The organism is Synechococcus sp. MIT S9508 (genome assembly GCF_047303045.1).
Taxonomy (GTDB): domain Bacteria; phylum Cyanobacteriota; class Cyanobacteriia; order PCC-6307; family Cyanobiaceae; genus Synechococcus_C.
The window spans coordinates 2,281,506-2,306,410 of record NZ_CP138941.1; the positions used below are offsets into that span (position 1 = coordinate 2,281,506).

A 24,905-nucleotide genomic window follows, 5' to 3' on the forward strand; every position below is an offset into this window, starting at 1 on the left:
GGCTGAGGCCAGAGCACCAGAGAGGGGACCATGGAATGGAACGATGAATTCATCACTCATGCACAGCATGAGCTGAAAGCAATGGTGAACGACTGGAAATACGACTACGGGGCCGACGACAGAGCCTGTGTCGCGATGCTGCTATGGATGGTTCTCAAACTGAATCCAGAAGCTGACATTGATCCTGAGTTTTTCTGAGGTCAACAAGCTGCGGGGATCCACGATTGCATTGCAAAACGGCCATTGCGCTGCCCAACAGCAATGGAACTGACAACATGGCCACGACACGAGACAAGAACTACTCAAACTCACGACATTTTGAACAGAACAACTTCCAGGGCTTCAATGCAGCGACTTAGCCTTTGATTGGGATCGACCGCTTTGCTGATCACGAAAGTGCAGAGCGCGCGGAGCGATGCCATGAACTATCAATGCTTCGACAGGGAGACTCGTCGCCCTATCGCGGAGAGTTTGATCGACCTCAGTACATCTGAGGTGAGTTGTGAACGGATCACCCCGACAGAAACCAGGAGCACATCGCCCGATCCGGGCATCAGCAGTGGGCCAAGCCCATACGCTGAAAGGTCTACCGATCCAGACGTCGTGAATCGATGTATTCGCAACGATCCATTTGCCGCACGACGAGCAATCAATCTTGCAAGAGGTGCTGCGACCAGAAGAAATGGCGGCCTAAGAATTTATCGCTCTGGTATCTGCATGTAAGAAAGTACATCGAATAATCCCTACCTGGTCAACGCTGGGCCTGAAGGGTTTGAATTCAAGATTCCTGGCGGCGCTCCTGGTTGGGAACAGTCCTCCGGTTCGCCTGCCGTGATGACAAGAATTCTTGTAGCTGCAGACGGACCTTCAGTTCTGCAGATCGACCAGACGCTGTTGAGCGAGCCTGCAACATCCAACTAAACATCGAACGCGCAGAGGAGCTCAGAGACCTGGACTTTGCCTTAGCCGAGCAGCCAAGCTCAAACTCACTCAGTCGTCATACAGCCTGCTCCTTCCCCTGAGCGGTTTGCAATCACTGGGAGGCAATTGACGCGCTGCACAAGCTTCTTGCATCACCTCAATGCGCTGTTCCCTGGTAGTAGCACCACGACGATTGAGAAGCTCGTAAACGGCCGGACTGATCAGTCGCTCTTGCAAGAGTCGTTCATTCGTTTGAGCAAATGTATGAAGCCCTTGCAGCGATAAGACGGCTAGGGAGCAGCAAAGTGAAAAAAGATGGAGACGAGTCATTCCTACAAGTTAGAGCTCTTGATGACTACGGATGACAACGCAATACTCCATCGACTGAATCACTGACCGATATGGCAACCCCAAGTCAAGACAATTGCGCTGTCTTAAGCGAGGAGTTCTTCTGCTTCAGCCTGAATTTTGCAATCGCTCCTCGGGTAAGCGACACAAAGAAGGCTGAAGCCCTTCTCCATCTGCTCGTCATCGAGAAAGCTCTGATCACTTTGATCGAGAGTGCCCTCTGCAATCTTGCCTGCACAGGTTGAACATGCGCCTGCCTTACATGAGTAAGGAAGATCAACGCCTGCCTCCTCTGCAGCATCGAGGATGTATTGATCGTCATCACAGGCGAAGGCATGCTGACCTGCATCCGTGATCATCGTCACTCTGAATGTAGCCATTTGATACTGATGGGCTGCTTGAAGCATCTGCCAACTCGACCCATCCATCAACAAAAATCTGGATTTATTTTGGGATCAAATACACCAATGATGACATTGCCCAACCAGCGAACGACACTCACCCCTTACATCAATCATTGGCTTTAGTATCAACTGCGACTAAAATCTCACTCAATAAGGTACGAGGAAATACATAACATGCTTGCTTTTTAAATTGAATTAAGTGTGTCTTTACCACGGTTTCGTCCTATTTATTTTTCAAGAAGAAGCACGCCTTTTCATGACAAGACAATCAGCAGCCAGTCTTCGCAAGTTAAATAGCCACCTTGTGCAACTTGCTCAAGAAGTTGAAGCGAAAGTCAACAGTTCTCGCAAAGAGCGTGAGCTCGATCTGATCCTTGATCGACAGAATCAACACGTGCAAACGCTTGAACCCTCATAAGTTTTGTAGCAGAAAGCACGAAGGTGCCGCCTCAAGCTGTTGCCATATGGCATTGACTATCCAGCTATTGCGCTTGGTCTGCCGACCAGTCTGATCGCTACTGGTGTCATGAGCCCCAGCACTCATTGAGATGCCGGTCATTACGACCTGAAAATGTCACAGAGACGTCGACCGGTTACCCAGCATTGGGTTGAGTGAGACACCCAATGGATCAAGCTGAAATCAACAACTGGAAAGCCATCGCTGAGAAGATGGAAACGAATGGAGACACCAGCAGCTGGTTTTACCTGCGTGCCCGAGCCATTGCTGATGGCAAGCCAGATCCGATGCCCAATGTCTCAGAGTTGATGCCAGAGTCCCTTTGAACCCAACAATGACCATTCAATTGAACATGTGTTGCTCAGCGGACCTGGCTTCTTGTTGTGATTCTGATAAGCCTGATGAGATCAACAGAACCATTGAGGACAACGCGGATCAACCTTGATCGTCAAGACTATGATGCCAGTTGGGGCTCCAGTTGCGGCAACCTTTCTCTCATGTTTCTTTGACGATTCCTGCAGAAGGTGTGACTGATCATCAATCTATTACAAAATCACAAGGTTTAGATATTCCTGCGAATACTGCTCTACTGGTCGGCCTGCCCTCCTTCGAAGCTCCTATTATCAAAGGCGATCCTGCTGGTAGCCAATTTGTTCCGTTGACAGTTGCGGCATGGAGAGATGATCAAATCACTTGTATAGCTTATTGGAATCCGTATACGGACTTTAAAAAATAATGCTGGATCTTTAAGCAAAGAAGGCAATAAAGTCATACAGTTTATGGCCGTAGATTTAATTAAGATCATTCAAAGTGCTCTTTAAGGTCGTCAAAACGAGTTCATACCAAACGGTTTCGGTCCGGTGATTGACATCGCGTCGGCATACCAAACAAGGTCCATCCGCTAGTTGATCGCAATGCACCGAAGAATGGTGACGGCTGACTCCGACTTATTAGTTGACTACAAGCGATCAAAATTAATTAATTCTTGATCTATGTCAGGCGCTTGATCCATGGTGCCCAGCTCTATCCAGCCAGCTTCTCGATCAGCAGCGCGATTCGACAACGCAATACCGTCATTCGAGCAAGCAGTCAAAAGCAAGACAACACCTAAACAAATGACCAATGCCATGGCTGATAGCGAACGCAAAAACAAAAGAAAGCAGGTCCGTACATGATGTCGCCTTTGTCCATCGCGGGATCGGTCCAGCCCATCTGTTCCTCAGGCCTACAGGAGCATGCTCAGGCACAACGAGATTGAAGCATGGCAGGCAATGCAGAATTCATGCGGCTGGAGGCGGTATCAACCCAAGGGTGATGTGGCTTTATTTGGGGATAAAGCGCGAGGCATCATCTACGGTCTGACAAGGGTCTGTAGCCCGCCCACCAGGAAGCATGGTGTCGTCGATCGTTCCTGACATGTACAGCTCGCAAAGCTCTTCTGGAGGACGACTATCAACCCAGCTCTGGAAGCCTCCATCGTCGTAAGCAAGCAATTGAGCAATCAGCACAACTTCATGCATAGAGCGACGGGGAGTTAATGGCTATTGGACGCTAGATGCGCTGAAGCTGTCCGCAAGAAACCACTCACTACTGAATGCGACCCACAGCCTGATTGGCGATTGCGAATCGCCAGATGAAGTTCAGTAATTAATTCACCACAACGCCATCGAGGTATGGAAAACCATGCAGAAGTCAGGCGGCTGAAATCGTTGTCAGCCCTCGAGGTGACGGTCGGCAAGCCAGTTACACAAGAGCAACTATCACGACGGTGGCGTGATGGGTTCCAGCGTCTAGGGATACAGGCAGAATCAGATGTCAGTCTGATTCGAGTTGACCTCACCAAGGACTCACCAAACCCTTAGTGGGATTCACCAGAAAGTCTGTGGTCTGGAGGGCAATATCTCTGCAAAAGCAATTTCCATACGTGGTCGCTACAGCTGCAATTTTGTTTTGGATCGTCGCCCCAACTGTTTTGGGAGCGATGGCAACCTATGTCGAGAAAACGTCGCTCGATCGCAGTGAAAGTGGCTTGCCTGAACCCTGTGATGACAACGTCTGAACCACAACGTTCCAACTCACCAGAAGTGGCGCTGTGGAAGCTCGCGCCAACAGATCCAAGATGAGCACATTCAATTTGGGCACCCCTACTTGCGGAGACAAACCCCCTGAACGGGGGACAGCGCAGTGACTAATTCCCCCGCAAGAGGGAGGTTGATAGGGCTTCTTACATCTACTGTTATCGAAGACGGTTTAATGCAATGAAGTCAAATAAACAGCACTACGTACGTTCATCATTCTCTGAGGGTGCTACAAAGCTAGCGGTATCCATTTTGCAGACAGCAAAGGAACCCGACAAAGTACTAAAACATGGTCGATATTTTGGGATTCCAGCAGGCACTACTCTGCAGAAAGAATGTTTTGAAAGGGTCCTGAATTCTCCCAAGGTTCAGGATCTGCTTAATAATCGACCTTCCCAAGCATGGCCAGATCTTGAAGAGATGGCAGCAATGCCCAAAGGAAGCCTTGGATGGTGTTTACAACAACGCATGGAGAAGCTTGGACTTTCTTTTTTACCTTTACCAGAACTTCCTGAACCAGAATCTAATGAGGCTTACTTTATAAGCAGGACATTGCGTTGTCATGAAATACACCATACAGTTCTTGGCCTACCAATCACAGTTGCCGGAGAAGCTGCTGCATCGGCATTTTATGCGAGTACTGGGTCGAACCCTATTGATATTGGAATTCTATCTTCATGGATGCTGCGTGGTTCCTACGAACCGAGTGAGCGTCAATTGATCTGGGATGGAATCGGTTTCGGGATTGCAGTTGGTCAAAAGGTGCCTGAACTTTTCTCGCCTCGTTGGGAAGACGGCTGGGAAAAGTCGATCATCCATTGGCAGAGCGAACTGGGTGTCACAGAGTTAATGAAATCGTCTCCATTCCAGGAGTACTTGGCAAATTTCTACAACTAAAACCTCTGATCCTCACTGATAGCAATGGTGCGGATTCTGCAGATAGGGATGATTGCAATACTTGCCCTTGTGATGGTCGTTGTTGTGGGAGTCCAAGAAGGCAAACAACCAAGCAGCGATCGACAATCCGAGAGCAAAGGGCAACTGGCACGCCTGAGACATGAGCATCTAGAAGATGCAGTGCCACTCAGGAAAGGACCCAAGCCCCCTTCAGAGACAGCTATATAGATGTAGACCACGCGCTGAGATCACAATGAACAGGCTTTTTGTTTTCAGTTTTTTAGCTCTGCCAATGTGCACTCTCCTTCCTGCTGAAGCGAGGAATATGAGACATTGGGTGGATGTGAGTTGCTACGCCAATCGTTGTGAATCCGTGAGGGTCATCTCACCAGTCTTTTTTGAGCACCGATCGTCTGATGGAAGTGTCTGGAAAGTCGAAGCCGACTGTGATGCAGGTCGAACTAGGGCGCACTTCAGTGATGGAACAACAGCTGACTGGTTTTCACCGCCTTTCGGATCAGTCGGCCTAGCCATGCTTGAGCAGGTTTGTCGTTGACCAAGTGACTAGAGAGAATAGTTCAATCCATCGCTCTGCATGGGTTGCTCACCAGCCGCAATACTCAACAAGCCAGTCATAAGCATCGGCACGTGATAAGCCGCGGTACTCCATAGGCCAGCTTTCAGTTGCGTTGCAGGGGCCTACAACTTCAGCTCCGTCATTCCAGTAAATCCCTAAAAACACTTCTCCCCTCCCGTAAACACCCCTGCAGACATTGGCAACCCTGTCGGCTCCATCGATAACCGATTCGCATTGGTTATCCCGCCAGTCATCGCCAGGTTCCCAAGCAATGGCCGGCATTGCAGTGGTGAGAATGCAAATCAAGCCCAAAGCTACGTGTTTCATGGTTTCAAGCCTTGTTGGTTTATGCGCATGAACTCTGGTTTTAACATCTCTCGCTACAACATTTCATCTGTCGGCAAAGCTCCAACCAATACTCGTCGACCTGCACGCACCAGAAAAGGGTGTCAGCAAGCTCCTCATCGCCAAGAAGGGGCAGCTCCGCAGCTTCAGAGCTGGTCGGCTCCCCATCATTCACGCCCCAGTTTTGCAACGGTATTGGCACTGGGAATCCAGATCTATGAAAACCCTGAGAATGACGGAAATGACTGTCCGACGACCAAAACACACTGGAAGTTTTGACAAATCAAAAATTGGCCTTCAGACCAACTAATTTCCAACCCAGACCTTCGAATACATAATTATAAGTGAAGACGAACTCCGGCTCTATATTATAATTACCAGAGATCGTAAGGACACTATTTCCACTAATTGATGGCTTGGGTGTGAATATCGGCTGCATGTTCATCAAAGATTCAAAATATTGATGAGAAGCGGGCTGGGTCTCATAAACACGGCGAAATTGCTCGAGCGCCTTAGAAAGCTCTTCCGGGCTTGTCTCCATTCTCCACATATGTGAGATCGCACCATAGAAGGATGAAAAATCATTGGTTTTGATCACGTTCACGAACCGTTTTGTAGTATTTTTAGATATGCGGATCAGGTTCTCCTCACTTGGCAATTCCTTTTCGTCAACACCATCAACGATTCCAGCCGCTTCTTTCTTGATCGAATAAATCCTCCAATCCTCTCCATCCTTTATAAAGGAAATCGTTAGAGGAACATTCTGTCCGTTCTTGAGATTAACCGTTCCTGTCAATTCACCACTATCTGGAATAGAGATAGAACGATTCGACCAGCTGAGGTTTTTCAGATCGGCAAGCGAGTTGTCGGCGCGAAAATCATCAAGATTTTCTCTCAAAGATTGATTCAATGCTTGCTCTGAAAAATACTTCAATGCTTGATCCGTATCCCCTTTCTTCAGTGCCTCAAAAAAACTGTCGGCTACTTTTGTCAACCCAGAAGTGGCTTGAAAGATGATAGCTGCAACAATCGCTACCAATGCTGCAAATGAACCCACTCCAATCAGCAGATTGCGGACTATAGGCGGCACTTTCATTCCCTTTCCATCATGTTATTCATCTGAATTATGCAAATCAACAGCATGATGCGCCACAACGCCATGAAAACGGTCGGGTCTCAACGACGAGTTATGGAGCATGCGCAATGAGCGAGTCATTCGTGAAGCTGCAAAGCTTCCCTCGCTGAGCGTTCACACAACACCGTTCTTCGGTGGGGAAGACGATCCGCACTGGGGTCCGCGTCCGGAGGTCATTTGATGGAAACGTGTATCGCGCCAAGCATCATGTGACCACGGGTTACGCAACGCATACCGTTGCTATGACTTTAGAAGTCAATTTGAACCGATGGCCCAAAAACAATTCAAGGTCTTACTGGTCTAAGACACCAAAGAGCCAATCAAGGGGATATTGGGCTTTGACCACCATTAACTAACCACACACAACAGCGAATACAAATGGCATCAGCAGAATACATCCAGGGCATGCAAGAAATGCAAAAGCATTTTGGCGATGCTGCTGAAAAATGGATTAAGGCAATCCACAATATTTACCCTGAGTTCGCGAAGGTAAATGTAGAATTCCCATTTGGTGAATTATACCGAAGGGATGTTATTGACGACAAAACACGTGAGCTTTGCACGGTGGCAGCGTTGACAGTCCAAGGCTTTTCGCTGCCAGAACTAAAGGTCCATATAAAGGGCGCATTGAACACAGGAAGCAACAAATCAGAAATCCTTGAAATCATCACCCAAATGATTGCCTATTGCGGCTTTCCTGCTGCGACTAATGCGCTTTTAGCAGCTCAAGAGGTCTTCGAGGAAATCGAAGGCCTATGACAAGCGAATCTTTGGCTCCTTATCACGACCAAAGAAAATGGTGACCATCGTCAGAATTTTTGGGCGGCAAAACATTGAACTGCTTACGCACTCTTGACAGAGGAAGATGCGCAAGCTGGAAGTGATCAACCAAAGAAAAGTCACCATTGCAGCAACTCCCTCTGGCCATCTCACTCGAAAGCAAATGTGCGGCGGAAGAGTTATCGAGGCTTGCATCGTCAGGACGAAGGGTTGGATTAACACTTACAAAACCCGCCTCATGAGTAATTAATGATGCCAAAAGAGCGCTTTCATTAATTTGATTAGGGCCCATGGCAAGCTGAAAGGCACTTAATGCTATTTCTCCAGCAGGAGTAATTGAGATGCCAGAAATTACATGCGTCATATCATGAGCGACATACAGACTATTTAGCTCACATAATTGAGACCCTGGAACAGGAAAACCAAAGCGCTTATAGTAGTAAACTAATGCCCAGCCAAGACTCATTTCGGGTAAATCAGAGAACGATTCAATTCTCTTTGCTAATTCATGGCCGTTATCAATAGATGATAAATCTAGCCCTGCAAGTTCAGGCTCACTTCTCAATGGTAGAAATTTATAGAATATGCGATTTGCATCCTCAGCAGCTTTTCTAACACCAGAATGCAAATAATCTCGGGTCACTTGCAATGCGTCACTCGTCACACCAAGAGATTCGGAATAAACTTCGCCAAGACGAAGTTGTTCTTCTGTCTGAGGGTGCCTAGACAATTCAAGCATCATTTGCAAATTATGAAAAACTCTCCGAGTGGATTGGTCGGTAATAGTAAGTGCAAGCTCGAAAGAGCTAATTGGACTTAATGTATGAATATTAAGGTCGGGGCGGTCCCACAAATAATCCAGCAACGACTGAAGTAGCCGCAATTGCTCCTGAGATGGCCCCTGAGACGTCGAAACAGTCCCCAGAAGCCCCCGAGCCACAACAGCAACTGATCCAGGCTCAATAAAGAAGCTCAAAGAGACAAGAAAAAAGCATTCTAAATTTAGCCATGAGGCTATGATCTCTCAACCAATAATCGCAGAAGCAAAAGATTTGAGACACATCAATACCCCAAAATACTGCTACAATAATACTAATCAAAAAGATGAGATTACATAATTAGCAATATCAGATGAATGCTTCGTCTCGACGCCATCACAGCATGGGAAACCATGCAGAAGTCAGGTGGCTGGAAGCGGTGCCTGCCCAAGTGGTGAGTTTCCGTAACTGAGGTTACGAAAGAAAAGCCCACCCGTCCCTGCCTCTTGCTTCAAAAGTTGAAGAGAAGAGAGTTGGGAATAGGGGGAGTTTGTTTTTTGGAGCCGGACGCCAAGGCCACCGGCTTAGTGGCCTTGGCTCAGCTATTCATGCTCTCTTCCAGATCGACGTACTCCTCATCGCTGAGGCCGGGGGTGATCGTGGCCGTTACACCGAGTCCTTTGGTCCACGGATAGGTGTGCTTTTGCACTGCTGCCAGGTTGTCGGCCTCCACTAGAAGCACGCCTCCTCCGAGGTGAGGATGGATCTGACGCGCTAGCACCTTGAAGCCGTCGTATTCATCCATGGGCTTCCCGCCTTTGATGTAATCCACGATCGCCTGGGTGTATTTCACGTTGGTGGGATCGGGGGCGCACCAATGGATCATGAAGCGTGCCATCTAGAAATTTGCAGACGTACCATCATCGGCCGGGTTCGTTCTTCCGGATGTCGTCAGCGATTCGGATTGGAGTATTCAGCACTGCAGATTGGAAAGGGCGGCTTCGGTTAAATGCAATGTGTCCGAACACGGCACGAGCAAACCGCCCCTTTGAGAAAGGGGCGGTTTTAGTACGAGGCCACTCTCAGCTCTGCCTAGTCACTAGAGCGAGTGACCACTCCACCCATGGCGTTTTGCCAATAAAAAACCCGTCGCAAGGACAGGCCTGGTGATGGGGTCCCGAAACATAGCTCGACACGCCGCTACATCCAGTGTTCAGGCACCTGCTGAGCGCGCTTTTAAGGAAATTCTCTGGATCCTTGAGAAAGTGCAGACGTACACCACCGGTAGTACATGGCATGTACTATCTGTCCATCACCACTAGTTGTGGTGGGCCTGGTGATGGGGATTATCTGGCTCGAAACGCTCCTTGAGGGGCGTTTTTTATGGCCAGCTACGACCATTTGTACCCTCTCAGAAACACAAGGCAAGACCTATCGAGGGCTGATCTGGTGAAGCACATCCCGCCGAAATCCTGAGAGAGGCCGTAGGTGAGGCTGCTTGGTGAGAACGATTAGTCTGCAGCAGTTACTCAAGAACTCAGTAATGGCGTACAAGCTCATCGGTACTGAGTTTCCTGATCAGAACCAGACCTTCATCGACAGTCTTGAGTCAGCTCTCCGGGCAGTTCAGAAAATCAAAGGATCTTCCGGAACAATCGAAGATCTGATCAAAGAAATTGAGAAAGCCAAAGAAGCGGTAAACAGCTAGCCGGTTCTTGTTCGGCATCGGTGGAGTCTGGACAGCACCCGAATCGGACTTTCAGCCGAAGGTGACGTGAAGATGCTCAGCACACTGAGATAGCTACGAAGTGGTTTCAATCGCTTTGACCAATCGTGCAGATGTATCTCGCGGACTGCCAGTTTCCTGATATTGACAGCCAGCTCGCTGCCTACAAGAGCTTTTGCGAGTTGTGGGATTCAGGTGAGATGGCGAAAGCTGACAAGTTTCCAGGCTTTGAGATGTTGTTTCGCGTTCATGCGCCTGGTGTTGGCCGTGTAACCGCACTCTTTAAGGCTGAGAGCGATGCACAAATTTTTGAGCACTTCTCTCCTTGGCGTGCTCAGTACGGAATCGAGATCGATTTCACCCCAGTGGTCGGATGCCAAGACATTGTTGACCGTCATAAAAAGCTATTCGCAAAAATGGGCTGAATCCACCATCCACGCAGCAGCACTGGCCCAGGGTGTCCAAACCCCGGGCCAGTGTGCGCCACAAAACAAGAACAAGTCAGTCTTCATACGAACGCCAAGAGCGCCTGCTTCGGTCACTCACAAAGACGATGACCCTGTTCAGAACCCAGGCATGTGCCACGCCAAGCAGGATTGAAAGCAGTGTCTACACAGCAGAACGATTGAGGAAACCAGACAAAACTGGATGAACCCGATAGGCATTTGTGATCAAGGATTTAAAGCGACAGTTAACGATCAGTCGCGTGCAGAATTGCCCTTGTCTTTGATGGTGTTGGTCTTGGCCGCAACCTTTGAAGCTAGAGCCGCTTCGAGACGCTGAAGCTGTGCATCACGCAAGGCAGCGGAAATGCTGAGTGTGAGGTCAGTCATCGATTGGCGTTTCCGACTGCTGCAAGCGCAGGGCTTAATGCTGTCGAAAGGGGACCTATGAATCTAAGAACTCGCGAAAGATAAACAACCCGCGGCGCCTGGCCAGGTAGCAAAAATGCTCAGGTCAGCGGTTTGCAACATAAGCATCAATAAACTGGAGCAACGCCAAGCCAACGGCGTATGCCCAGCGGATCAATTTTGGAGACCAGACCATTACGCGGCTGCCTCCAGCTCTTGGTCAGACGGATACTCAAGAACAACGCCATCGAGGCATGGAAAACCATACAGAAAACAGGCGCATAGAAACGGTTCCAGTCCAGGTGGTAAAGGTCAGAAGTAGCAGATGACATCTTCGGCACTATCGACCTCGTAGCCTTATGAAACCGTGTTCCAGTCTTTGGTTTCAGATCCCATTAGATAAACAGTGACATTGTCACCGTCTACAAGCTGGGAATTGGCAGGAGAGGGGTTCAACCCATCGACTGCGAAGAACGCCGCCACAGCTGAGTGGCATCCATCACCCTTGCTGCAATTTCCTGTAGCTGGTAAATCAGAAGCGATAACTTCTGTGAGTTGTCGGTGCCGACCTCGTCCAGATCTGCATAAACCACCTTCAAGCCCTTGGCAGTGATCCAGGGTTCTGCACACCTCAACAACGATCCACTTATCAACCCACTTCCGATGCGTCTTCTGGGTACAACCCTTATTGCAGCTGCGCTGATCAGTGCATCATCCGTGGAAGCTGTGGAGATCAATGGTCAAACTAGTTTTGTGGCTGTGCCTACAAAGGCAAAACTCACTAACTACAGCTGGTATGCCTTTCAAGGTGCTGCCGTTTATTACTTAACCCTGGAATTCCCAAAGGGTGCAGGTGCAGATCTCGGAGGTATCAATCTTGAACAAATCCAGGGTCAGAAGGCTTTCTCATATGGAGCAGTCCCTGTTCAAGCATTTATAGGGACTCCGCGTCATCAAGGCAGATCACTTGACGTCGAGGCGGAATTCAGCAATGACGCCCGCTCAGTCGAGGTCAAATTTTCATCAGTGGTGAACCCTGGAGACACCGTAACCATCGCTTTTCAAGCAGGAGTGAATCCACCTCAAGGCTTCTATACATTTTCAGTGACGGCGATTCCAGCTGGGCCAAATCCTGTCCATCAGATGGTGGGCGTAGTTGACATGAAGATCTTCCAGAATCAGAGGTGACCTAAGGATTGGTGGATGGGCGAGGTCATCCACTGCGGGTGAGATGCCCGTGATCCGAAGATCCACAACCTGTTCCAGATCGCTGATGTGGATTCAGGTGAGATCCGCTGGGTCAACGATGATATGGTGACATCCTTCCCTCGATCTGAGAGGGAAGGCCACAGCTTCGCGAAGTCACACAGTCCGACGGACCCACTGCTCGGCCACATAGCTGAACTTGGTTCTCATTCGATGGCGTCTCCTCGGAAGACCAGTGCGATAAACCCATTCCTGATCTTCGATGGTCTGCTGAGGTACTTGCTCGATCAAAAGTTTTTTTGCATGAGTGACAGCAGCTATGCCAAGCGTGAGAGCGAGGGCATAAACGAAAGCGGATTTCATCAACATGGCTTGTGGATGGAATTGTTTGGGGTGCTGCCCCCTGGACTCCTTCAACATCTCAACCCTTCTGGTGAAACTCGCTGCACAGCTCTGGTGTATCTGGTGAGCATCTGGTGAATGGCTCAGAAAACAGTGGCTGACTCGGCATAGCCTGTGGTTCATCGGATGCTCAGACACAACGCCATCGAGGCATGGGAAACGATGCAGAAGACAGGCGGGTGGAAACGCTGTCAGCTCAAGTGGTGACACCGCTGTGACCAACCTCACAACACTGGTTGAGGCAGGTCATCAAGTCAGATGTTGATTGCGAAGATGATGTGTCTATTGGAGGCGAGAGCTTCCACTCACCCATTAATCAATGAATAACATCAAATTCAGCACTCTTGCTATTGCGCTGTCTTCTGTCTGTGTGATCACAAACTCGACAGTCGCCAATGCTCAGAATGCAAGAAGGATCGAGATCCCAAAAACTTGCTCCAATGAGTTTTTAAATCGTGGAGCAAGATCTAATGATCCTGGCAAGGCAGTCGAAAAGGCGCTTTTGATCTGGAACCGACTTGCTCAACAGCGAGGTTACTTTACCTTTAAGGGTGCTAAAAATCCTAGGGTCCAGGTTGTTGTTTATCCCAATGGCAACCAAAGGGAAATTATTTGGAAGGCCAACGTCATTGCCTATCCCTGCAAATTTATGCAGCTACCCAGGAATTGAGTTTGATCAATGGATTCTGTATATTTAACTTCAGCATGCGCACTTGACCTTCATTGCTATTGGGTACCGAAAAACATGCGTAAATTGTGCGATTGGAAGTGATACCTGACTAAGTGGGGATGCTCCATATACGGTGCTTCTTCAATAGCCTTCCCTGAACTATCTTTTGCGACTTAGTCGCCTAGGAGAAGGGTCAGGGAGTCATCGTTCGAATTTGAGTTGATCTTGTATTTAGCAGCATAGTGTTGCAACCTATTGTTGTCTTTGGAGATCGAAAACTGTGGCATTGAGACATTGGTCAGCTAGAAAGCTATTGGGATGGACTTCTCTGGTTTGGTTAGGGGGCTCGTGTACCTCTGCGGTCCAGGCCCAGTGGGCTGATGTACCGCATATGGATGTCAATGGTGACTTTCAGACCACACTGGTCCAAGGACATAGGGGCTATTACCAACAGATGTTCTGGTTAGTCGTAGACCGAGATCCCGAGGGACTCAATTGCCGACCTATCAATGGAGGTGAACCGTTAGTAAAACTCGACTACGGCGGCATCTTGATGACCCAAGTCAAGTCCGCAGAAACGAATGCCATCTCATTACGGGAGGGTCTGCCCTGGCTAAAGGTGACCTTGAACCGTTTGTCGTCACCGCAGTTGGATCTAAGGCAGGGCGCTGAGCGAAGAGGTCCATATCACTGTCAGGTGAGGGCCAGTGCTGATTTGATTGCACCCATTAATCTCTCAGCTATAGACGAACTGCGTCGCATTGGCCTCGACTAAATTGAAGTGACTCAGTCTCCCCCACTGGCTAGCTGCGGCACAGTACTTCTCATCTAGTTGACCTGGTTACCCATGTGAAGCAGGTGTAACCGTGCTTAGTTACGACTGACGCTCGACCCTCACCTGTTTTCCAACATCAAGCATTGTCTTGACCTCCTTGAAGCAGTAATCCAGGAAATCCTCGAGGTCAGTTTTATTTGCTGTGTCATACCAGGCTATCCCGATATTATGCATCATTGCAGGCACCCAATCAGGGGTGAAACCATGTATCACTTCAGCCGTAGCTAAGCAGTAGGAGGCTTCTAGATAGTCTCGTTTGAAGGCGTCAGACAGACGATTTTCTTGACTATATACATAGTCTCTGGCAAGAGTTCTGAGAACGAATGCCAAGGTGTCGTGAGGATAATGACGATTCTCCCGGTATTCAGATGCAACCTTAAGTTGTTCCATATTGCATCCTATATTTAAGTTCTCTTGGACCTCAATGAAGATATCCGTTGTATAGCACCAGCGGATTGCATCGTTATAGATTTCGACCTTCTCTTCCTGTGTCTTGCCTTGGCCTGTAGCGCCCTCCATAAAGTATCCAAAGCTATAAGAAAGAGGGGCTAGAATATCAACAGTAAGCAATGACCGATTAGCTATGACTGGCAACAGTCCGATAGCTAAATTTAACGATGCCTGCTTAACTACAGCAAGGTCTTGATCCTGTTGGGCTTGAAATTCAGGTGCTACTTGCATTCCTTCCTCAATATTTTTGCCCCAATAAAGCCATCTCGGGATAAGTAAGCCAAGGCTGAGGAGGCCCTGGTATATCTCCTCCGGTGTACGCAGTCTCTCTAGCTCCGAAGGCTCTATGCCTAGGTCCGCTGCCTCTCTGAGTAACTCGTCGTTCAAGTGAATGGATGTATTTTCCCCATTCTGACCGTCTGAAGATGGCGCCGCATCACCACACATCCATGCCAATCATCGTAACCGAGAGGTGATCCTGATTACTGAGTTTTAAGCCATCCAGCCTGTGACCAACCTCACAGCGCTGGTTGAGATGGGTCATCGAGTCAGACGCTGAAGCCGGAGAAGGTGTGTCCATCGAGAGGGAACAACCCTCCACCGCTTTGAGATCAATGCAAATGACGAAGCTGAAGCATTGAATGCCAACGGCGTTGTTGACATTAGGGCTTAACCTTATTACTCCAAATAACGTTTATGCGTTTATGTCCGAATCTGATATTAGCACCTCAGCACTAGTTTCATGTCCAAGGACTAAATCTCCTGTTTTTCACCGAGTCAAACCAGTGACAATAAGTCCACAGATATCTATTTCGAAAAACATAAGGGAAAGGTCTGTCTGTATAGGCTGGGGTAATGCATTCTGCAGACTATATAACTCATGGACTAGTTCAGCCCTGCACTGTAAATTTGACCACCTGGATTGAATTGGCACCTCCAGAGTTGTATCTCTGGAAGGCCAGGATGGGTAGGAGAAGTATCGACCTCTCTTAGGAGGGTGGCATTCTTTACGATCGCAGGTGCCACAAACAATTGAACTGAGCTGACTCTGCTTGTCTGGACTGAACTGGTGAAGGGCCATGCTTCGCAGACTTCCTGCACCTCTGAAACGTCAATTGAGGCTGGCGGGCTGCGGAGCAATTGCCCGCTGGCGGCGCTATCCCTTTCGCCACAGCCTCAGCAGCCGACAACTCGACGAAACCGCTGCCAATTCCTTCGCAGCGCAGTGCACAACCTGGCAATCCATCAGCACCCCGATCCCGAAGCGCGGTGATGCCAGCACCTGCGCTAACCGATGCCACAACCTGGAGCTGGCGATCCGCTCGCTGCACAACCGCCTCATTCTTTCAGGGGAGGCTTTTAGTCTTTCTCAGCAATTGGGAGAGCCGAACGAGGCTGCCGGCTACCGAGAAGGACCGGTCTTCGTGAAAGGTCACGTGCTCAAAGACACCGGCGGTGGCCTCTGCCTGCTCGCGACCAATCTCTACCAGTTGTTTCTCTATGCCGGATGTCGGATCCTCGAGCGCCACAACCACAGCATCGATGCCTACGGCGAAGACCGCTTCTATGCCCTTGGAGAGGATGCAGCCATTGCTTACAGCACCAAGGATCTAGCGATCCGTAATCCTTTCAAAGAAAAGATGCTGCTCCGCTTCCGTCTGGACGAGCATGCGCTCCACAGCGAGATCCTTGGGCCTGGCCCTCGACCTTTGCAGACACTGATCCAATCAACGGTTCTGGAACACGTCCCGCCTAGCTCCAACCAGCAGCATCCCGGCTGGCAGGTAAGTACCAGTCGCTTCGTCAAACAACCGTCGTGGCCAACATGGCGGCACGACTACATTTCCTTCAGTGATTACCATCCGTGCTGACGTACTCCAGTTAAACGATTAGCAAGTGCCCTTCTTTTGCTAGGACTAGCAGGTTATAAGTCTTCATCTGGGATTCAATTATCAGCAGCTTGTCGCAAATGGGAATTGGAAGATAGTAACATCAGTAGTTGCCGTTCCGAGGAAGGCGCAATGCGAATACTTGGCCTTACATCGGAACCAAATGAAGATGATGGATATGCCAGTTATGACATGGAGAAGGTTCAAAATTTTCGTTGTTAAATCCATGAAGTCTTCCGTCATCCTTTTCACTGCGATGCTTTTGACTGGTTGCTCGACAACAGCAGTTGTCTGCCGGCAGTGGAGAAATAAAGAACTAAGTGCTGAAAAAGAAGCAAAAACTCTCGGGATATCACCTGCAAAGACTGCGGTTCCACATGATCAATCCTGAGAGATTGTTCTTTTCGATGGAACCATAGAAAAAGGCGAAATGATAGTGACCTATCAAGACGATTTCATTGCCGAGGTTGGCTGCACAGCGATTGAGGAGGGAATGTTTGATTCAATACCCATGTAAACCTGGGGAGGGCTGTAAATATCAATACTTAAATATCTTATCCTTCTCGTAAGTGCCTTCATTCCTCCTTTCAATCCACTCACCATTTTCCATTGCAAGATTTCTCTTCCCTACGATAGTATTATTTGCTTTGTCATTAACGCAGAGGCGAGATAGAACGAGCTCCTTCCCGTTCATGGGATATCTCCTTGTAAGCGAGGGTTCTACATAGTCACAACTTCCTTGCCCCACTTCATATCCGTATGTTTGACGAGCATTTTTCCGTGATAGTGATTCATGAACATCGCCTGACTGTCGCCACCAAGTACATGCAGCCTCAGCTTTCTCCAGAGAGGGATAAGTATCCTGGCTGAACACTTTAATAATTAGTGGAACTAAAGCTCCAAGCAATAACAGAAAAATGAATAATTTGCCCCGGCTAGATTTCAGATTCATTTTATCAGTGAAGCCACCCATCACTTAATGCGCTCAGCTATAGACAGCGTAGGCAAGATTCAGGCTAGTGTCGAATTTTTTCGGTATTTATAAGCCCAACTTTTGCGACACCTTCACGACTTCCATCTTCAAGCGGTCAGGTGTTCATACTTGGAACCAGATCCAGAAAGACCCCCTCCTGATTCCGGTGAGCTTTAGATCGCGTAGTCAACCGTGAGCTTCCAAACGGCGACGGGCATCTGCCTGCGTTCGGCGGATGGCAACTCTCACAGACAGGAGACCGGCGAACACATTCATCACGAGCAACACCCAGAACAAAGCCAGAGGAATCCAGTTCACTGTTCCGCCGTCCGACAAACGCTGGAGAAGTAACAACACGCCGCTAGAGATCAGCATCACGACAAAACGTGCGACGACATCCCATAGCAATGGTGAGATTGTGCGCCGAGTAATCGCGTAATAGATGCCAGCAAAAGGCAGAACTGCATGCGCGAACGACCAGGGCCAGACACGATCGCGAAGGCGATCGATGAGGGTTCTTTCATCAGTCGCAGCTCATCTCCCAACTTTCGCCCCAGGCTTGAGTCACCTCGATGGACGTTGGGAAGGCATTCGAGACCAGCGGCATGGTGATGATCGAAGCCGCCAGCAAGCAGATCGATGCGGGCATGGCGAGCTTGAGCCAGTCGTCTTTACGCATGGTGGTCAGTTGCAGGTGTGCTCATCTGTCATGGCACCGGCGGAGGCTGATACGCATCCCCCAATCGAGTGAATGCACCTAGGGACTGAACCTTCCAACGCCGTAACCCGCCAACAGGCCCACAGCGCCACCAATAGAACCAGCCATCAGTTGCTTTCGTTGGTCTTTGGTTAGCTGGCCTGCGAACACCAGTGCTGCTGCGACAACGAACAGCAAAACAGCTGTAACCAAGACTGCATCAAGAGATCTGTTGCCAGGCGCGGGCCCTGGCTTTCCTGGATCACCAACACCACGCTTCACAGGGGGTTTTCCTGATGGTGGGTTAGTCGCATCAAGCTCCCTCTCGATGCGGTTGATCTCCCTTTCAGCTGAGCTTGGTTCCATTCACAAAGAATGGCAGCGGCATCAACGGCTCCAGCTTTCGCCATAGCGGTGACGCTGCATTGAGTCGAGTGTGGTTTTGCACGTGGGTTTGCAATGACGGCAGACCATCAGGGTCTGTCTCTAGATAAATGCCCCTTTTGTCAACTCCAACCCGTAAGTAGTCATCTAATTGACCAACACGGTGGCAGTCTCCTGCGACTTGCCGGCGGAACATGACACTAAAAAGGCGTATCGAGATGAATTCGATACGCCTTTAAAAGAGATGAACCAACCCATTGAAAACATGGGCCAATGAGTACAATTACAATTATTGCTAATCAGAACCTCCGTTTTGAGCAAAAATACCCTTACAAACCTGCCCGTTGTTGGTGACATTTTTGTTGGCATTCGACTTGCAGTCGTTGAGAATCCTTGTATTGAGTATTTTTGCGGTATCCGGATTAAGGCTTAGATACATATTGGTTAAATAGTTCGGGTCAACGTAGTGCAGAGTGTCATTATTGTCATTGCTCTTGTCGTAGAAGTCCCATAAAATCGTTGAAATATTTGATTCGCTTCCATTCACCCCCGATCCTGCAACGCCAGCGCAGTTGGAGCCATTCAAATCCATATTGATGCTATCAATCAATTGGTTGGCGATATCAGGTCGATAAGAATTCCGGAATCTAGAAGAACTTCTTGTTCCAAGAGATCTGGCCATCTCAAAGTTTGCCCATCCTTCTGTAACAACCATTCCAGCCCGAGCAGCGGGTGAATAACAGCCATCAAAGCTATGGCTGCCCCCAGATCCCGCTGGTCGAGGTTGATGATATTTATTGTCAACTTGGTGTGCTAGTTCATGGCTCATGACTCCATGCCGCAAGGCATGATCGGCCATCATCATGACTCTTCCATTGGAATACGCACAGCTCCAGGGGCCAGGGAGGGGGGGACAGTCACCACCTGCTGATGGAAATTTGACCCTAATACGATTATTGCCAGTACGGACGGGATCAATGCCTGCGTTGGTCATGCTTGTTTGAAAAGCCATGGCCTCGTACCAAATGTCAAACACGCCATCATGTCTCACTGGTTGACGAACGACCCGTGAATTGGGAATACTATTACGAGCTGAATCACCCCATACATAAAGATCACTATTTACCTTTCTACCAATTTTGATGAAAGGATTTTTTGTGTAATAACAAATTTTATAGGACCCACCCGTATTGATGTTGAGTTGAAAATCTCCATTCCCGTCTGCTGTTGTTCTTGCAAGTGCTGGGGTGTGGTGGCAGGATTGATTTCCTTTGACAGCTTTCACTCCAACACCAACCGCAGGCAAGTAAATATCACTTGATTCTGTTGTCCTAAAGACAAAACGACCTTTGTAAACTCCGTTTGCAGCTACTGCGTTGGGGGTAAGAATTGAAAAATACTTGTCAAAGGCGTAGGAAATCAACTTACTTGGATCCCACACATTTGGTAGCCAGTTGATCAAGCGAAATTGATTCTTTGGCTTGAGCGAATCTAGTTTAAATTGATTGTCTTGGTTGGTTCGTTTTGTCTGAGGTGTTTGCCTCTTACCCTTCATGGCTTTACTAGCCTTACCGAAGCTGCGAGTTCCTTTCAGAAATCGCTTGTAGCCTCGGATTCCCGGGCCAATTCGTGCGCTGCTTGGAACTGCAATTGCTGCTGAACCCTTCGAGCCAAGCCCGAATGCTCCTGTTTTAATCGGCCTAAATCTACCATTCTTAATTTCTATATTAACGACACCAATCGATTGGCCTCCCATTGAGCTTGAGTAGACAACGCCGACTGATGCAAAACCCTCACGGGCTTGAATCGAACCACTCAATGGAATCGTCTTCGTAGCACCAGGAGCGAGGCTTAACCGTTGTGGCAAGCGGCTATTAGAAAGCCTGATTGTTCTTACCAGGCTGAGTTTTATCTGATACTTTGTATTATTGACGAATTGCAGTTTACCTGAGAATCGTTTGCTGCTGCCGGATTTTGGAAGTGAGAGTCTGATCAGCGGAGCGGCACTATCCAGGTGACTGAGGTGTAGCTGGTCTTGTACAGGTTTATGTGTATGGTTGACATGGGCCTTTGAGGCCTCTGCTTGAAGAAGCAAGCCCGTGCTGCTGACGAGAAATCCTGTTGCAAGTGCCGTTGATGCACTCAAAAATTTTTTGTAGGAAGTCATTGTTGTTCTGATAGTTGTTGATACCAGAGAGACATGTATCTCTGATACTCTTATCCTTTCTCCTCTGTGCCATCTGTTTGTTGATGCAGGTCATTGATCTGTGTGATGTTGGTCACAGTTACTGTCAGGCCGATCAAGTTGGTATTTGCACCAACAAAGTAGAAACTTTATTTAGATATCGATGTTGCTGGACTCTTGATTTGGGCTGTCGCAGCGTTTGCCATCACTAGATTTGCCAGCTGGTTGGTCTTATCCGGTAGATGGAACCTGATGATGGTGACTCTTGAATAAAAGATTCGGTCGATGCTTAGGCCGGGCGAAAGTGATTTCTTCACTACAACTCCATCGAAGCATGGGAGAACTTGCAGAAGTCAGGCGGCTGGAAACTGCGCCCGCCTAAGTGGTAACGCCCCTGTGAGCAAGATCACAGCCCTGTATGAGGCAGGTCATCCAGTCAGACGCTGAATCCGGAGATGGTGTGGGAGTCAATAGGTCTCAAGCAATGCACACTTTCTTCAGAGGGTTAGGCAGTGTTTGTCTAGGAACTCTTGCTGGTGCTGGTCTAGGTGCGGTGGCGTTTTTCACAGCTGAAGCGGTCTTGACGAAACAAGCCGAAGCGGCGCCTGCGCACACGGTTGCCAAAACCCTCAAGAATGAGCCGAAGCTCAGTGCCAGGCAGACCATCCTTGAGGCGAACCGCTACCTGATCGCCAATGGCTGGCGTCCCGCGCCGGAAAAAAAGCCAACGCCGGAGGAGCGGCGCTTGGCCTCTGTAGCGCTAGAAAGCCTTTCGGTCTGTTCCGGCACGGGCGTTGGCTTCTGCCGTTTTGATTACCGCCGAGGTCTGCAGAGGCTGTCGGTGGTGACGGTGCCCAGTGAGCCAGGCCGTCGGTCCGTTGGTCGCGTTGACCGTTGGTGGTGATGAAGGATTCAAGGCTGCTCCCGTCAGCAATGGAGGGTTTTTTGATTACCTACAGTGGGCGGGTGGAAGCGTTGCCCGCCCCGGCTGTGACTATTTCAAGCGCAGCCTGCCAACGCTCGACATCATGCGGGAACTAAGTCCAGCCCAATGCTTCTCCGCTTATCGATTGGCTTGCTGGCCTCTACTGTTGCCATTGCCCCAATGCCTTTGAAGGGACAGGAAGGCAGTGGTGAATACCAGACCAGAACTCCTTCAGATGGTGTTGGGCTGGAGCCGGGACAAGGCACAGGGGTGAACAACGAACCGGCGCCACCTGACGAAAGACTCAATAAGTAGATGTAGATGAAGCGATCGGTCATCAAATTTCAAGATAGTCTTTTCGGCTGACTGCGTGATCGCCTACTTGTGGTGTGCTGCTCTGCTGCAGAGGGGATGCTGACTCTTTGGACTTTTGCATGCACAATGGTGATAGACATAATTTCACAATGAGATTTTTATTCATTTTGTTCATCCTTTTGCCTGCTTGGACTGGCCCGGCTAACGCAAATGAAAGCAATCGCCCGTACTCAAGATGGCAAGATTATAATTATACTTTTAAGGGGAAAGACGTCAATAGATGTGTCAACAAAGCATTTAAATATTTGGTTGTCAGTGGATTTGATATGGATGCGGACACTAGTGTCAACGAAAAGGGGACTTACGGTTATGCATATGGTTGGACTTCTGACTTAGATGCTCAGGCTACAATTATCTGTGATTTAAATGATAGTGAATCCGTGCTAAAGCTTGTTTACTCGGCCAAGGCTTTTAAAGAGAAAGATTCAGTATGGAAAGCGCTCAAGTCTGGAAATTGGTAGATATTATTAGCTGATGTCGATTAGTACCGCTTAATTGCATAACCGCGTGACCGCCTGCTTGTGGTCTGCTGCTGCCAGAGGAGGTGATGATCCTTTGAACTTTTACGTGCACGTTCATAGGCAGGGAGCCATGCTAATTTCTGAAGTGCTTTTTGACTATGAAGCAAGGTCTGGCATTAGTGGCGCTGTGTTGCAGCACCGCATTCATCAGTGCAAGTCAGTCAGCTGGGCAAGGCCGCCGTGTGAGTGATCTCACGTGTTCGCCTACACAACTCGAAAACATGACGGGATACTTCGTGAGTCAAGATGGTTTTTACGGTTATCCACATCGTATTGAGTATCTCAATATAAAACTGGAGGCCGGATTTCTTGTCGCAACAAAACTAGTGGGAGATCGCAATGTACCGAGAGGAAAAGTCAGCTGGAAAACATTGTCATCCTATAAATGTGTTGATAATCAGTCAAAGTTGCCTATCAAGATTCAGGCAAGGATGAATATCAATGATCCGAAAGCTTTCTTTTGGATTGAGGAGGGAAATTATGTTCGCATCGAAGATCGAAACACACTTATTGTGGGCTTCAGTTGTGGATTTGACTGCATCGCTGAGGGACAACTTCTAAGAATTCAGAAACAACAGGCGGTTGATGCAGAAAACAAAATGAGTGACCACTATTAATTAGTCGTGACTAATTTATGCAAGGCCGCACAACTTAATCGAAGGACATTTTACCCGTAAAAGGCAAGAGATTATGGAGCGATGCAAAGCCTTTAGCTAAGAAAAATAGGCGGCAACTGTTGATCTCAGTGCAGAGCAAGGTATAATAAACAATTGCTATACGAAGTCGAGACGGCAGTCCCTAAAAATGCAGTGACTCTTAGTTTTGTTTTTTGGAAGATTCCAATAAGCCCAAGGATAAAGGCGGCGACCTCAAGAATTATGCCGCACACAAAAATCATGATGCCCAGCATCCAACCACCCTGTCCTGATATAAAGATTATCGAAAGAAAGCAAAGTAAAATTGGAACAAACGAAAGTACTAAGGAATAAATCCCTGCAGTAGATTAGCCTGATCTTTCCACTTGCATTTTATTTTCTTGAACTTACTATGGCACATCTTTGAGTATTTGGGTACATCTGTTGATTGATTCATCCCTTTCGTAAAATGATGTTGGTGATTGTCTATGGGTTTTAGCTGACAAGCTATTGATGACTACAACTCAATATCAGGGACAGTTAACCTTTATGGCGCTGTCTAAATGTATACAGGCTTCGTTTGCTTCCATGCAAGACGCGATCGCATAACTACGAGACCGCCTGCTTGTGGTGTGTGCTGGTCCGGGGTTTGGTCGCCCCGGGCTTTTTATGCATGACGAACCAGTACGGTTCATCATGCGCGGACTGACGCCAGCCCAATGCTCCGCCGCAGTGGATCACGATCACCTGCTCCATCCACCAAACCTTGTCCTGCTTCTCACCGGTCAGGTAATCGTTTTTGACGATCACTGTCATGCCTGGCGCTACATCCAAAAAGATGGGTCGTTCTGACTCTGGTGAGTCGTAGACCCCACGATCAACAGACACAATCAACTGGTACTGTTGTATTAAGCCAGCCTGTGATCATCGCAGTAGCCTTTTCAGGATTCACTTGGTCTGAGCCACCATCACCCTGTTGGAGGTGCAGTTGCTTGCCGGCCAACATGCATCGCTACGAAGAACACGTCCGCGAGCACATTAACTATCTGGACGGGAAGCTAAGCACCCTGAAACTTGAGCTTGAACAGCTTGCTGATGGGCGTATTTATTTGCCTGTTCTGATGCATCGTTTACCAGGCCAGGCATACACTCCGACTGATATTTAAGGCTTGTCTGAGACGCCTAAGGATGCAATCAATGCAATAATTGATCCAATCAGCAAGCCCGCTAAGTTAGCGATAAAATCAGTCCACTCACCATAGCGGTTTACATAAGGCTGAATAACTTCTATTGCGCCGCTATATATTGCAAAGAATAGAATTATGTATCTCCAGCCATTCGGCCTGCGCAAGGCTGTCGGGAATGCAAGTAATGCGTAAGCAATCAAATGGTGCGTTTTATCAGACCCGGGCACTTCAGGTAATTCTTCAAGTGGTGACAGTGATAAAAAGCTAACCGCAAGTAAGAGCAACACACTAAGA

31 protein-coding genes and 1 pseudogene are annotated in these 24,905 nt (G+C 48.5%); 15 read left to right on the forward strand and 17 right to left on the reverse strand.

Annotation, left to right across the window (positions count from 1 at the left end):
• Nucleotides 1-30: 30 nt before the first annotated feature.
• Complete coding sequence (locus SIB42_RS12665) at nt 31-198, forward strand: hypothetical protein (protein ID WP_197459947.1); 168 nt, start codon at nt 31-33, stop codon at nt 196-198.
• Nucleotides 199-1,355: 1,157 nt separating this feature from the next.
• On the opposite strand, the gene SIB42_RS12670 is transcribed toward SIB42_RS12665, so the two are convergent.
• A complete protein-coding gene (locus SIB42_RS12670) occupies nt 1,356-1,649 on the reverse strand; it encodes a ferredoxin (protein ID WP_067098999.1) in 294 nt (97 codons plus the stop codon).
• Between the two features lie 648 nt (nt 1,650-2,297).
• On the opposite strand from SIB42_RS12670, the gene SIB42_RS12675 reads away from it, so the two are divergent.
• Both SIB42_RS12675 and SIB42_RS12680 read left to right on the forward strand, forming a co-directional pair.
• Nucleotides 2,298-2,456, forward strand: coding sequence for a hypothetical protein (locus SIB42_RS12675; protein ID WP_197459948.1), 159 nt, complete (start codon nt 2,298-2,300; stop codon nt 2,454-2,456).
• Nucleotides 2,457-2,635: 179 nt separating this feature from the next.
• Entirely contained in the window at nt 2,636-2,866 is a 231-nt protein-coding gene (locus SIB42_RS12680) for a DUF302 domain-containing protein (protein ID WP_197459949.1), read from the forward strand.
• 222 nt (nt 2,867-3,088) lie between these two features.
• Here SIB42_RS12680 and SIB42_RS12685 read toward each other — a convergent pair whose 3' ends face one another.
• Nucleotides 3,089-3,259, reverse strand: coding sequence for a hypothetical protein (locus tag SIB42_RS12685; RefSeq protein ID WP_156485318.1), 171 nt, complete (start codon nt 3,257-3,259; stop codon nt 3,089-3,091).
• A 1,129-nt stretch (nt 3,260-4,388) separates the two neighbouring features.
• Here SIB42_RS12685 and SIB42_RS12690 point away from each other — a divergent pair.
• Complete coding sequence (locus SIB42_RS12690; RefSeq protein ID WP_067098980.1) at nt 4,389-5,105, forward strand: Coq4 family protein; 717 nt, start codon at nt 4,389-4,391, stop codon at nt 5,103-5,105.
• Between the two features lie 604 nt (nt 5,106-5,709).
• Here SIB42_RS12690 and SIB42_RS12695 read toward each other — a convergent pair.
• Entirely contained in the window at nt 5,710-5,964 is a 255-nt protein-coding gene (locus SIB42_RS12695) for a hypothetical protein (protein ID WP_197459950.1), read from the reverse strand.
• 346 nt (nt 5,965-6,310) lie between these two features.
• On the reverse strand, nt 6,311-7,123 hold the full coding sequence (locus SIB42_RS12700; RefSeq protein ID WP_067098990.1) for a hypothetical protein: 813 nt from the start codon (nt 7,121-7,123) through the stop codon (nt 6,311-6,313).
• Nucleotides 7,124-7,540: 417 nt separating this feature from the next.
• Here SIB42_RS12700 and SIB42_RS12705 point away from each other — a divergent pair, with 417 nt between their 5' ends.
• On the forward strand, nt 7,541-7,921 hold the full coding sequence (locus SIB42_RS12705) for a carboxymuconolactone decarboxylase family protein (RefSeq protein ID WP_067098993.1): 381 nt from the start codon (nt 7,541-7,543) through the stop codon (nt 7,919-7,921).
• A gap of 22 nt (nt 7,922-7,943) precedes the next feature.
• Here the strand turns inward: SIB42_RS12705 and SIB42_RS12710 are convergent, their stop codons facing one another.
• Both SIB42_RS12710 and SIB42_RS12715 read right to left on the reverse strand, forming a co-directional pair.
• Nucleotides 7,944-8,918, reverse strand: coding sequence for a hypothetical protein (locus SIB42_RS12710; RefSeq protein WP_197459951.1), 975 nt, complete (start codon nt 8,916-8,918; stop codon nt 7,944-7,946).
• A gap of 380 nt (nt 8,919-9,298) precedes the next feature.
• Nucleotides 9,299-9,598: a DUF3303 domain-containing protein gene (locus tag SIB42_RS12715; RefSeq protein WP_067098996.1), complete on the reverse strand. Its 300-nt coding sequence runs from the start codon at nt 9,596-9,598 to the stop codon at nt 9,299-9,301.
• 935 nt (nt 9,599-10,533) lie between these two features.
• On the opposite strand from SIB42_RS12715, the gene SIB42_RS12720 reads away from it, so the two are divergent.
• Entirely contained in the window at nt 10,534-10,851 is a 318-nt protein-coding gene (locus tag SIB42_RS12720; RefSeq protein ID WP_067099001.1) for a DUF3303 domain-containing protein, read from the forward strand.
• A 273-nt stretch (nt 10,852-11,124) separates the two neighbouring features.
• Here SIB42_RS12720 and SIB42_RS12725 read toward each other — a convergent pair whose 3' ends face one another.
• Nucleotides 11,125-11,259, reverse strand: a complete 135-nt coding sequence (locus SIB42_RS12725) for a hypothetical protein (protein ID WP_255359926.1) — start codon at nt 11,257-11,259, stop codon at nt 11,125-11,127.
• Between the two features lie 735 nt (nt 11,260-11,994).
• Between SIB42_RS12725 and SIB42_RS12730 the strand changes: the two genes are divergently transcribed.
• Both SIB42_RS12730 and SIB42_RS12735 read left to right on the forward strand, forming a co-directional pair.
• Nucleotides 11,995-12,465: a DUF2808 domain-containing protein gene (locus tag SIB42_RS12730; RefSeq protein WP_413328096.1), complete on the forward strand. Its 471-nt coding sequence runs from the start codon at nt 11,995-11,997 to the stop codon at nt 12,463-12,465.
• A gap of 57 nt (nt 12,466-12,522) precedes the next feature.
• Nucleotides 12,523-12,588, forward strand: a pseudogene (locus SIB42_RS12735) (hypothetical protein); the annotation flags it as partial.
• Nucleotides 12,589-12,639: 51 nt separating this feature from the next.
• Here the strand turns inward: SIB42_RS12735 and SIB42_RS12740 are convergent.
• A complete protein-coding gene (locus SIB42_RS12740) occupies nt 12,640-12,846 on the reverse strand; it encodes a hypothetical protein (protein WP_231856520.1) in 207 nt (68 codons plus the stop codon).
• Nucleotides 12,847-13,204: 358 nt separating this feature from the next.
• Here SIB42_RS12740 and SIB42_RS12745 point away from each other — a divergent pair, with 358 nt between their 5' ends.
• A complete protein-coding gene (locus SIB42_RS12745; protein WP_067099013.1) occupies nt 13,205-13,555 on the forward strand; it encodes a hypothetical protein in 351 nt (116 codons plus the stop codon).
• Between the two features lie 391 nt (nt 13,556-13,946).
• Nucleotides 13,947-14,330 (forward strand): hypothetical protein, encoded by a 384-nt coding sequence (locus tag SIB42_RS12750; protein ID WP_067099016.1) that lies wholly within the window; start codon nt 13,947-13,949, stop codon nt 14,328-14,330.
• A 99-nt stretch (nt 14,331-14,429) separates the two neighbouring features.
• Here the strand turns inward: SIB42_RS12750 and SIB42_RS12755 are convergent, their stop codons facing one another.
• The gene (locus SIB42_RS12755) at nt 14,430-15,287 is read right to left on the reverse strand and encodes a hypothetical protein (protein ID WP_067099020.1); all 858 of its coding nucleotides are present in this window, start codon (nt 15,285-15,287) and stop codon (nt 14,430-14,432) included.
• A 632-nt stretch (nt 15,288-15,919) separates the two neighbouring features.
• Between SIB42_RS12755 and SIB42_RS12760 the strand changes: the two genes are divergently transcribed.
• Together SIB42_RS12760 and SIB42_RS12765 are read left to right on the forward strand one after the other, a co-directional pair.
• A complete protein-coding gene (locus SIB42_RS12760) occupies nt 15,920-16,711 on the forward strand; it encodes a VanW family protein (protein WP_067099022.1) in 792 nt (263 codons plus the stop codon).
• 181 nt (nt 16,712-16,892) lie between these two features.
• Nucleotides 16,893-17,120 carry a hypothetical protein gene (locus SIB42_RS12765; RefSeq protein ID WP_156485322.1) on the forward strand — a complete coding sequence of 76 codons (228 nt, stop codon included), beginning with the start codon at nt 16,893-16,895 and terminating at the stop codon, nt 17,118-17,120.
• A 147-nt stretch (nt 17,121-17,267) separates the two neighbouring features.
• Here the strand turns inward: SIB42_RS12765 and SIB42_RS12770 are convergent, their stop codons facing one another.
• The 6 genes from SIB42_RS12770 to SIB42_RS12795 form a co-directional block, all read right to left on the reverse strand.
• Complete coding sequence (locus tag SIB42_RS12770) at nt 17,268-17,702, reverse strand: hypothetical protein (RefSeq protein ID WP_067099028.1); 435 nt, start codon at nt 17,700-17,702, stop codon at nt 17,268-17,270.
• Nucleotides 17,703-17,888: 186 nt separating this feature from the next.
• Nucleotides 17,889-18,077, reverse strand: a complete 189-nt coding sequence (locus tag SIB42_RS12775) for a hypothetical protein (RefSeq protein ID WP_067099031.1) — start codon at nt 18,075-18,077, stop codon at nt 17,889-17,891.
• Between the two features lie 148 nt (nt 18,078-18,225).
• A complete protein-coding gene (locus tag SIB42_RS12780; RefSeq protein ID WP_156485323.1) occupies nt 18,226-18,381 on the reverse strand; it encodes a hypothetical protein in 156 nt (51 codons plus the stop codon).
• Nucleotides 18,382-18,459: 78 nt separating this feature from the next.
• Entirely contained in the window at nt 18,460-18,765 is a 306-nt protein-coding gene (locus SIB42_RS12785; RefSeq protein WP_067099033.1) for a hypothetical protein, read from the reverse strand.
• Nucleotides 18,746-18,979 (reverse strand): hypothetical protein, encoded by a 234-nt coding sequence (locus SIB42_RS12790; RefSeq protein WP_231856518.1) that lies wholly within the window; start codon nt 18,977-18,979, stop codon nt 18,746-18,748. Before SIB42_RS12790 ends, SIB42_RS12785 begins: the two co-directional genes overlap by 20 nt.
• A 99-nt stretch (nt 18,980-19,078) precedes the next feature.
• On the reverse strand, nt 19,079-20,950 hold the full coding sequence (locus tag SIB42_RS12795; protein WP_156485324.1) for a hypothetical protein: 1,872 nt from the start codon (nt 20,948-20,950) through the stop codon (nt 19,079-19,081).
• 598 nt (nt 20,951-21,548) lie between these two features.
• Here SIB42_RS12795 and SIB42_RS12800 point away from each other — a divergent pair.
• The 3 genes from SIB42_RS12800 (at nt 21,549) to SIB42_RS12810 (ending at nt 23,406) form a co-directional block, all read left to right on the forward strand.
• Nucleotides 21,549-21,872, forward strand: coding sequence for a hypothetical protein (locus tag SIB42_RS12800; protein WP_067099060.1), 324 nt, complete (start codon nt 21,549-21,551; stop codon nt 21,870-21,872).
• Between the two features lie 455 nt (nt 21,873-22,327).
• On the forward strand, nt 22,328-22,729 hold the full coding sequence (locus SIB42_RS12805; protein ID WP_156485326.1) for a hypothetical protein: 402 nt from the start codon (nt 22,328-22,330) through the stop codon (nt 22,727-22,729).
• A 158-nt stretch (nt 22,730-22,887) separates the two neighbouring features.
• Nucleotides 22,888-23,406, forward strand: coding sequence for a hypothetical protein (locus tag SIB42_RS12810; protein WP_156485327.1), 519 nt, complete (start codon nt 22,888-22,890; stop codon nt 23,404-23,406).
• Between the two features lie 627 nt (nt 23,407-24,033).
• Here the strand turns inward: SIB42_RS12810 and SIB42_RS12815 are convergent.
• Together SIB42_RS12815 and SIB42_RS12820 are read right to left on the reverse strand one after the other, a co-directional pair.
• Nucleotides 24,034-24,240 (reverse strand): hypothetical protein, encoded by a 207-nt coding sequence (locus tag SIB42_RS12815; RefSeq protein ID WP_156485328.1) that lies wholly within the window; start codon nt 24,238-24,240, stop codon nt 24,034-24,036.
• 346 nt (nt 24,241-24,586) lie between these two features.
• On the reverse strand, nt 24,587-24,898 hold the full coding sequence (locus SIB42_RS12820) for a VanZ family protein (RefSeq protein ID WP_413328102.1): 312 nt from the start codon (nt 24,896-24,898) through the stop codon (nt 24,587-24,589).
• Nucleotides 24,899-24,905 lie beyond the last annotated feature (7 nt).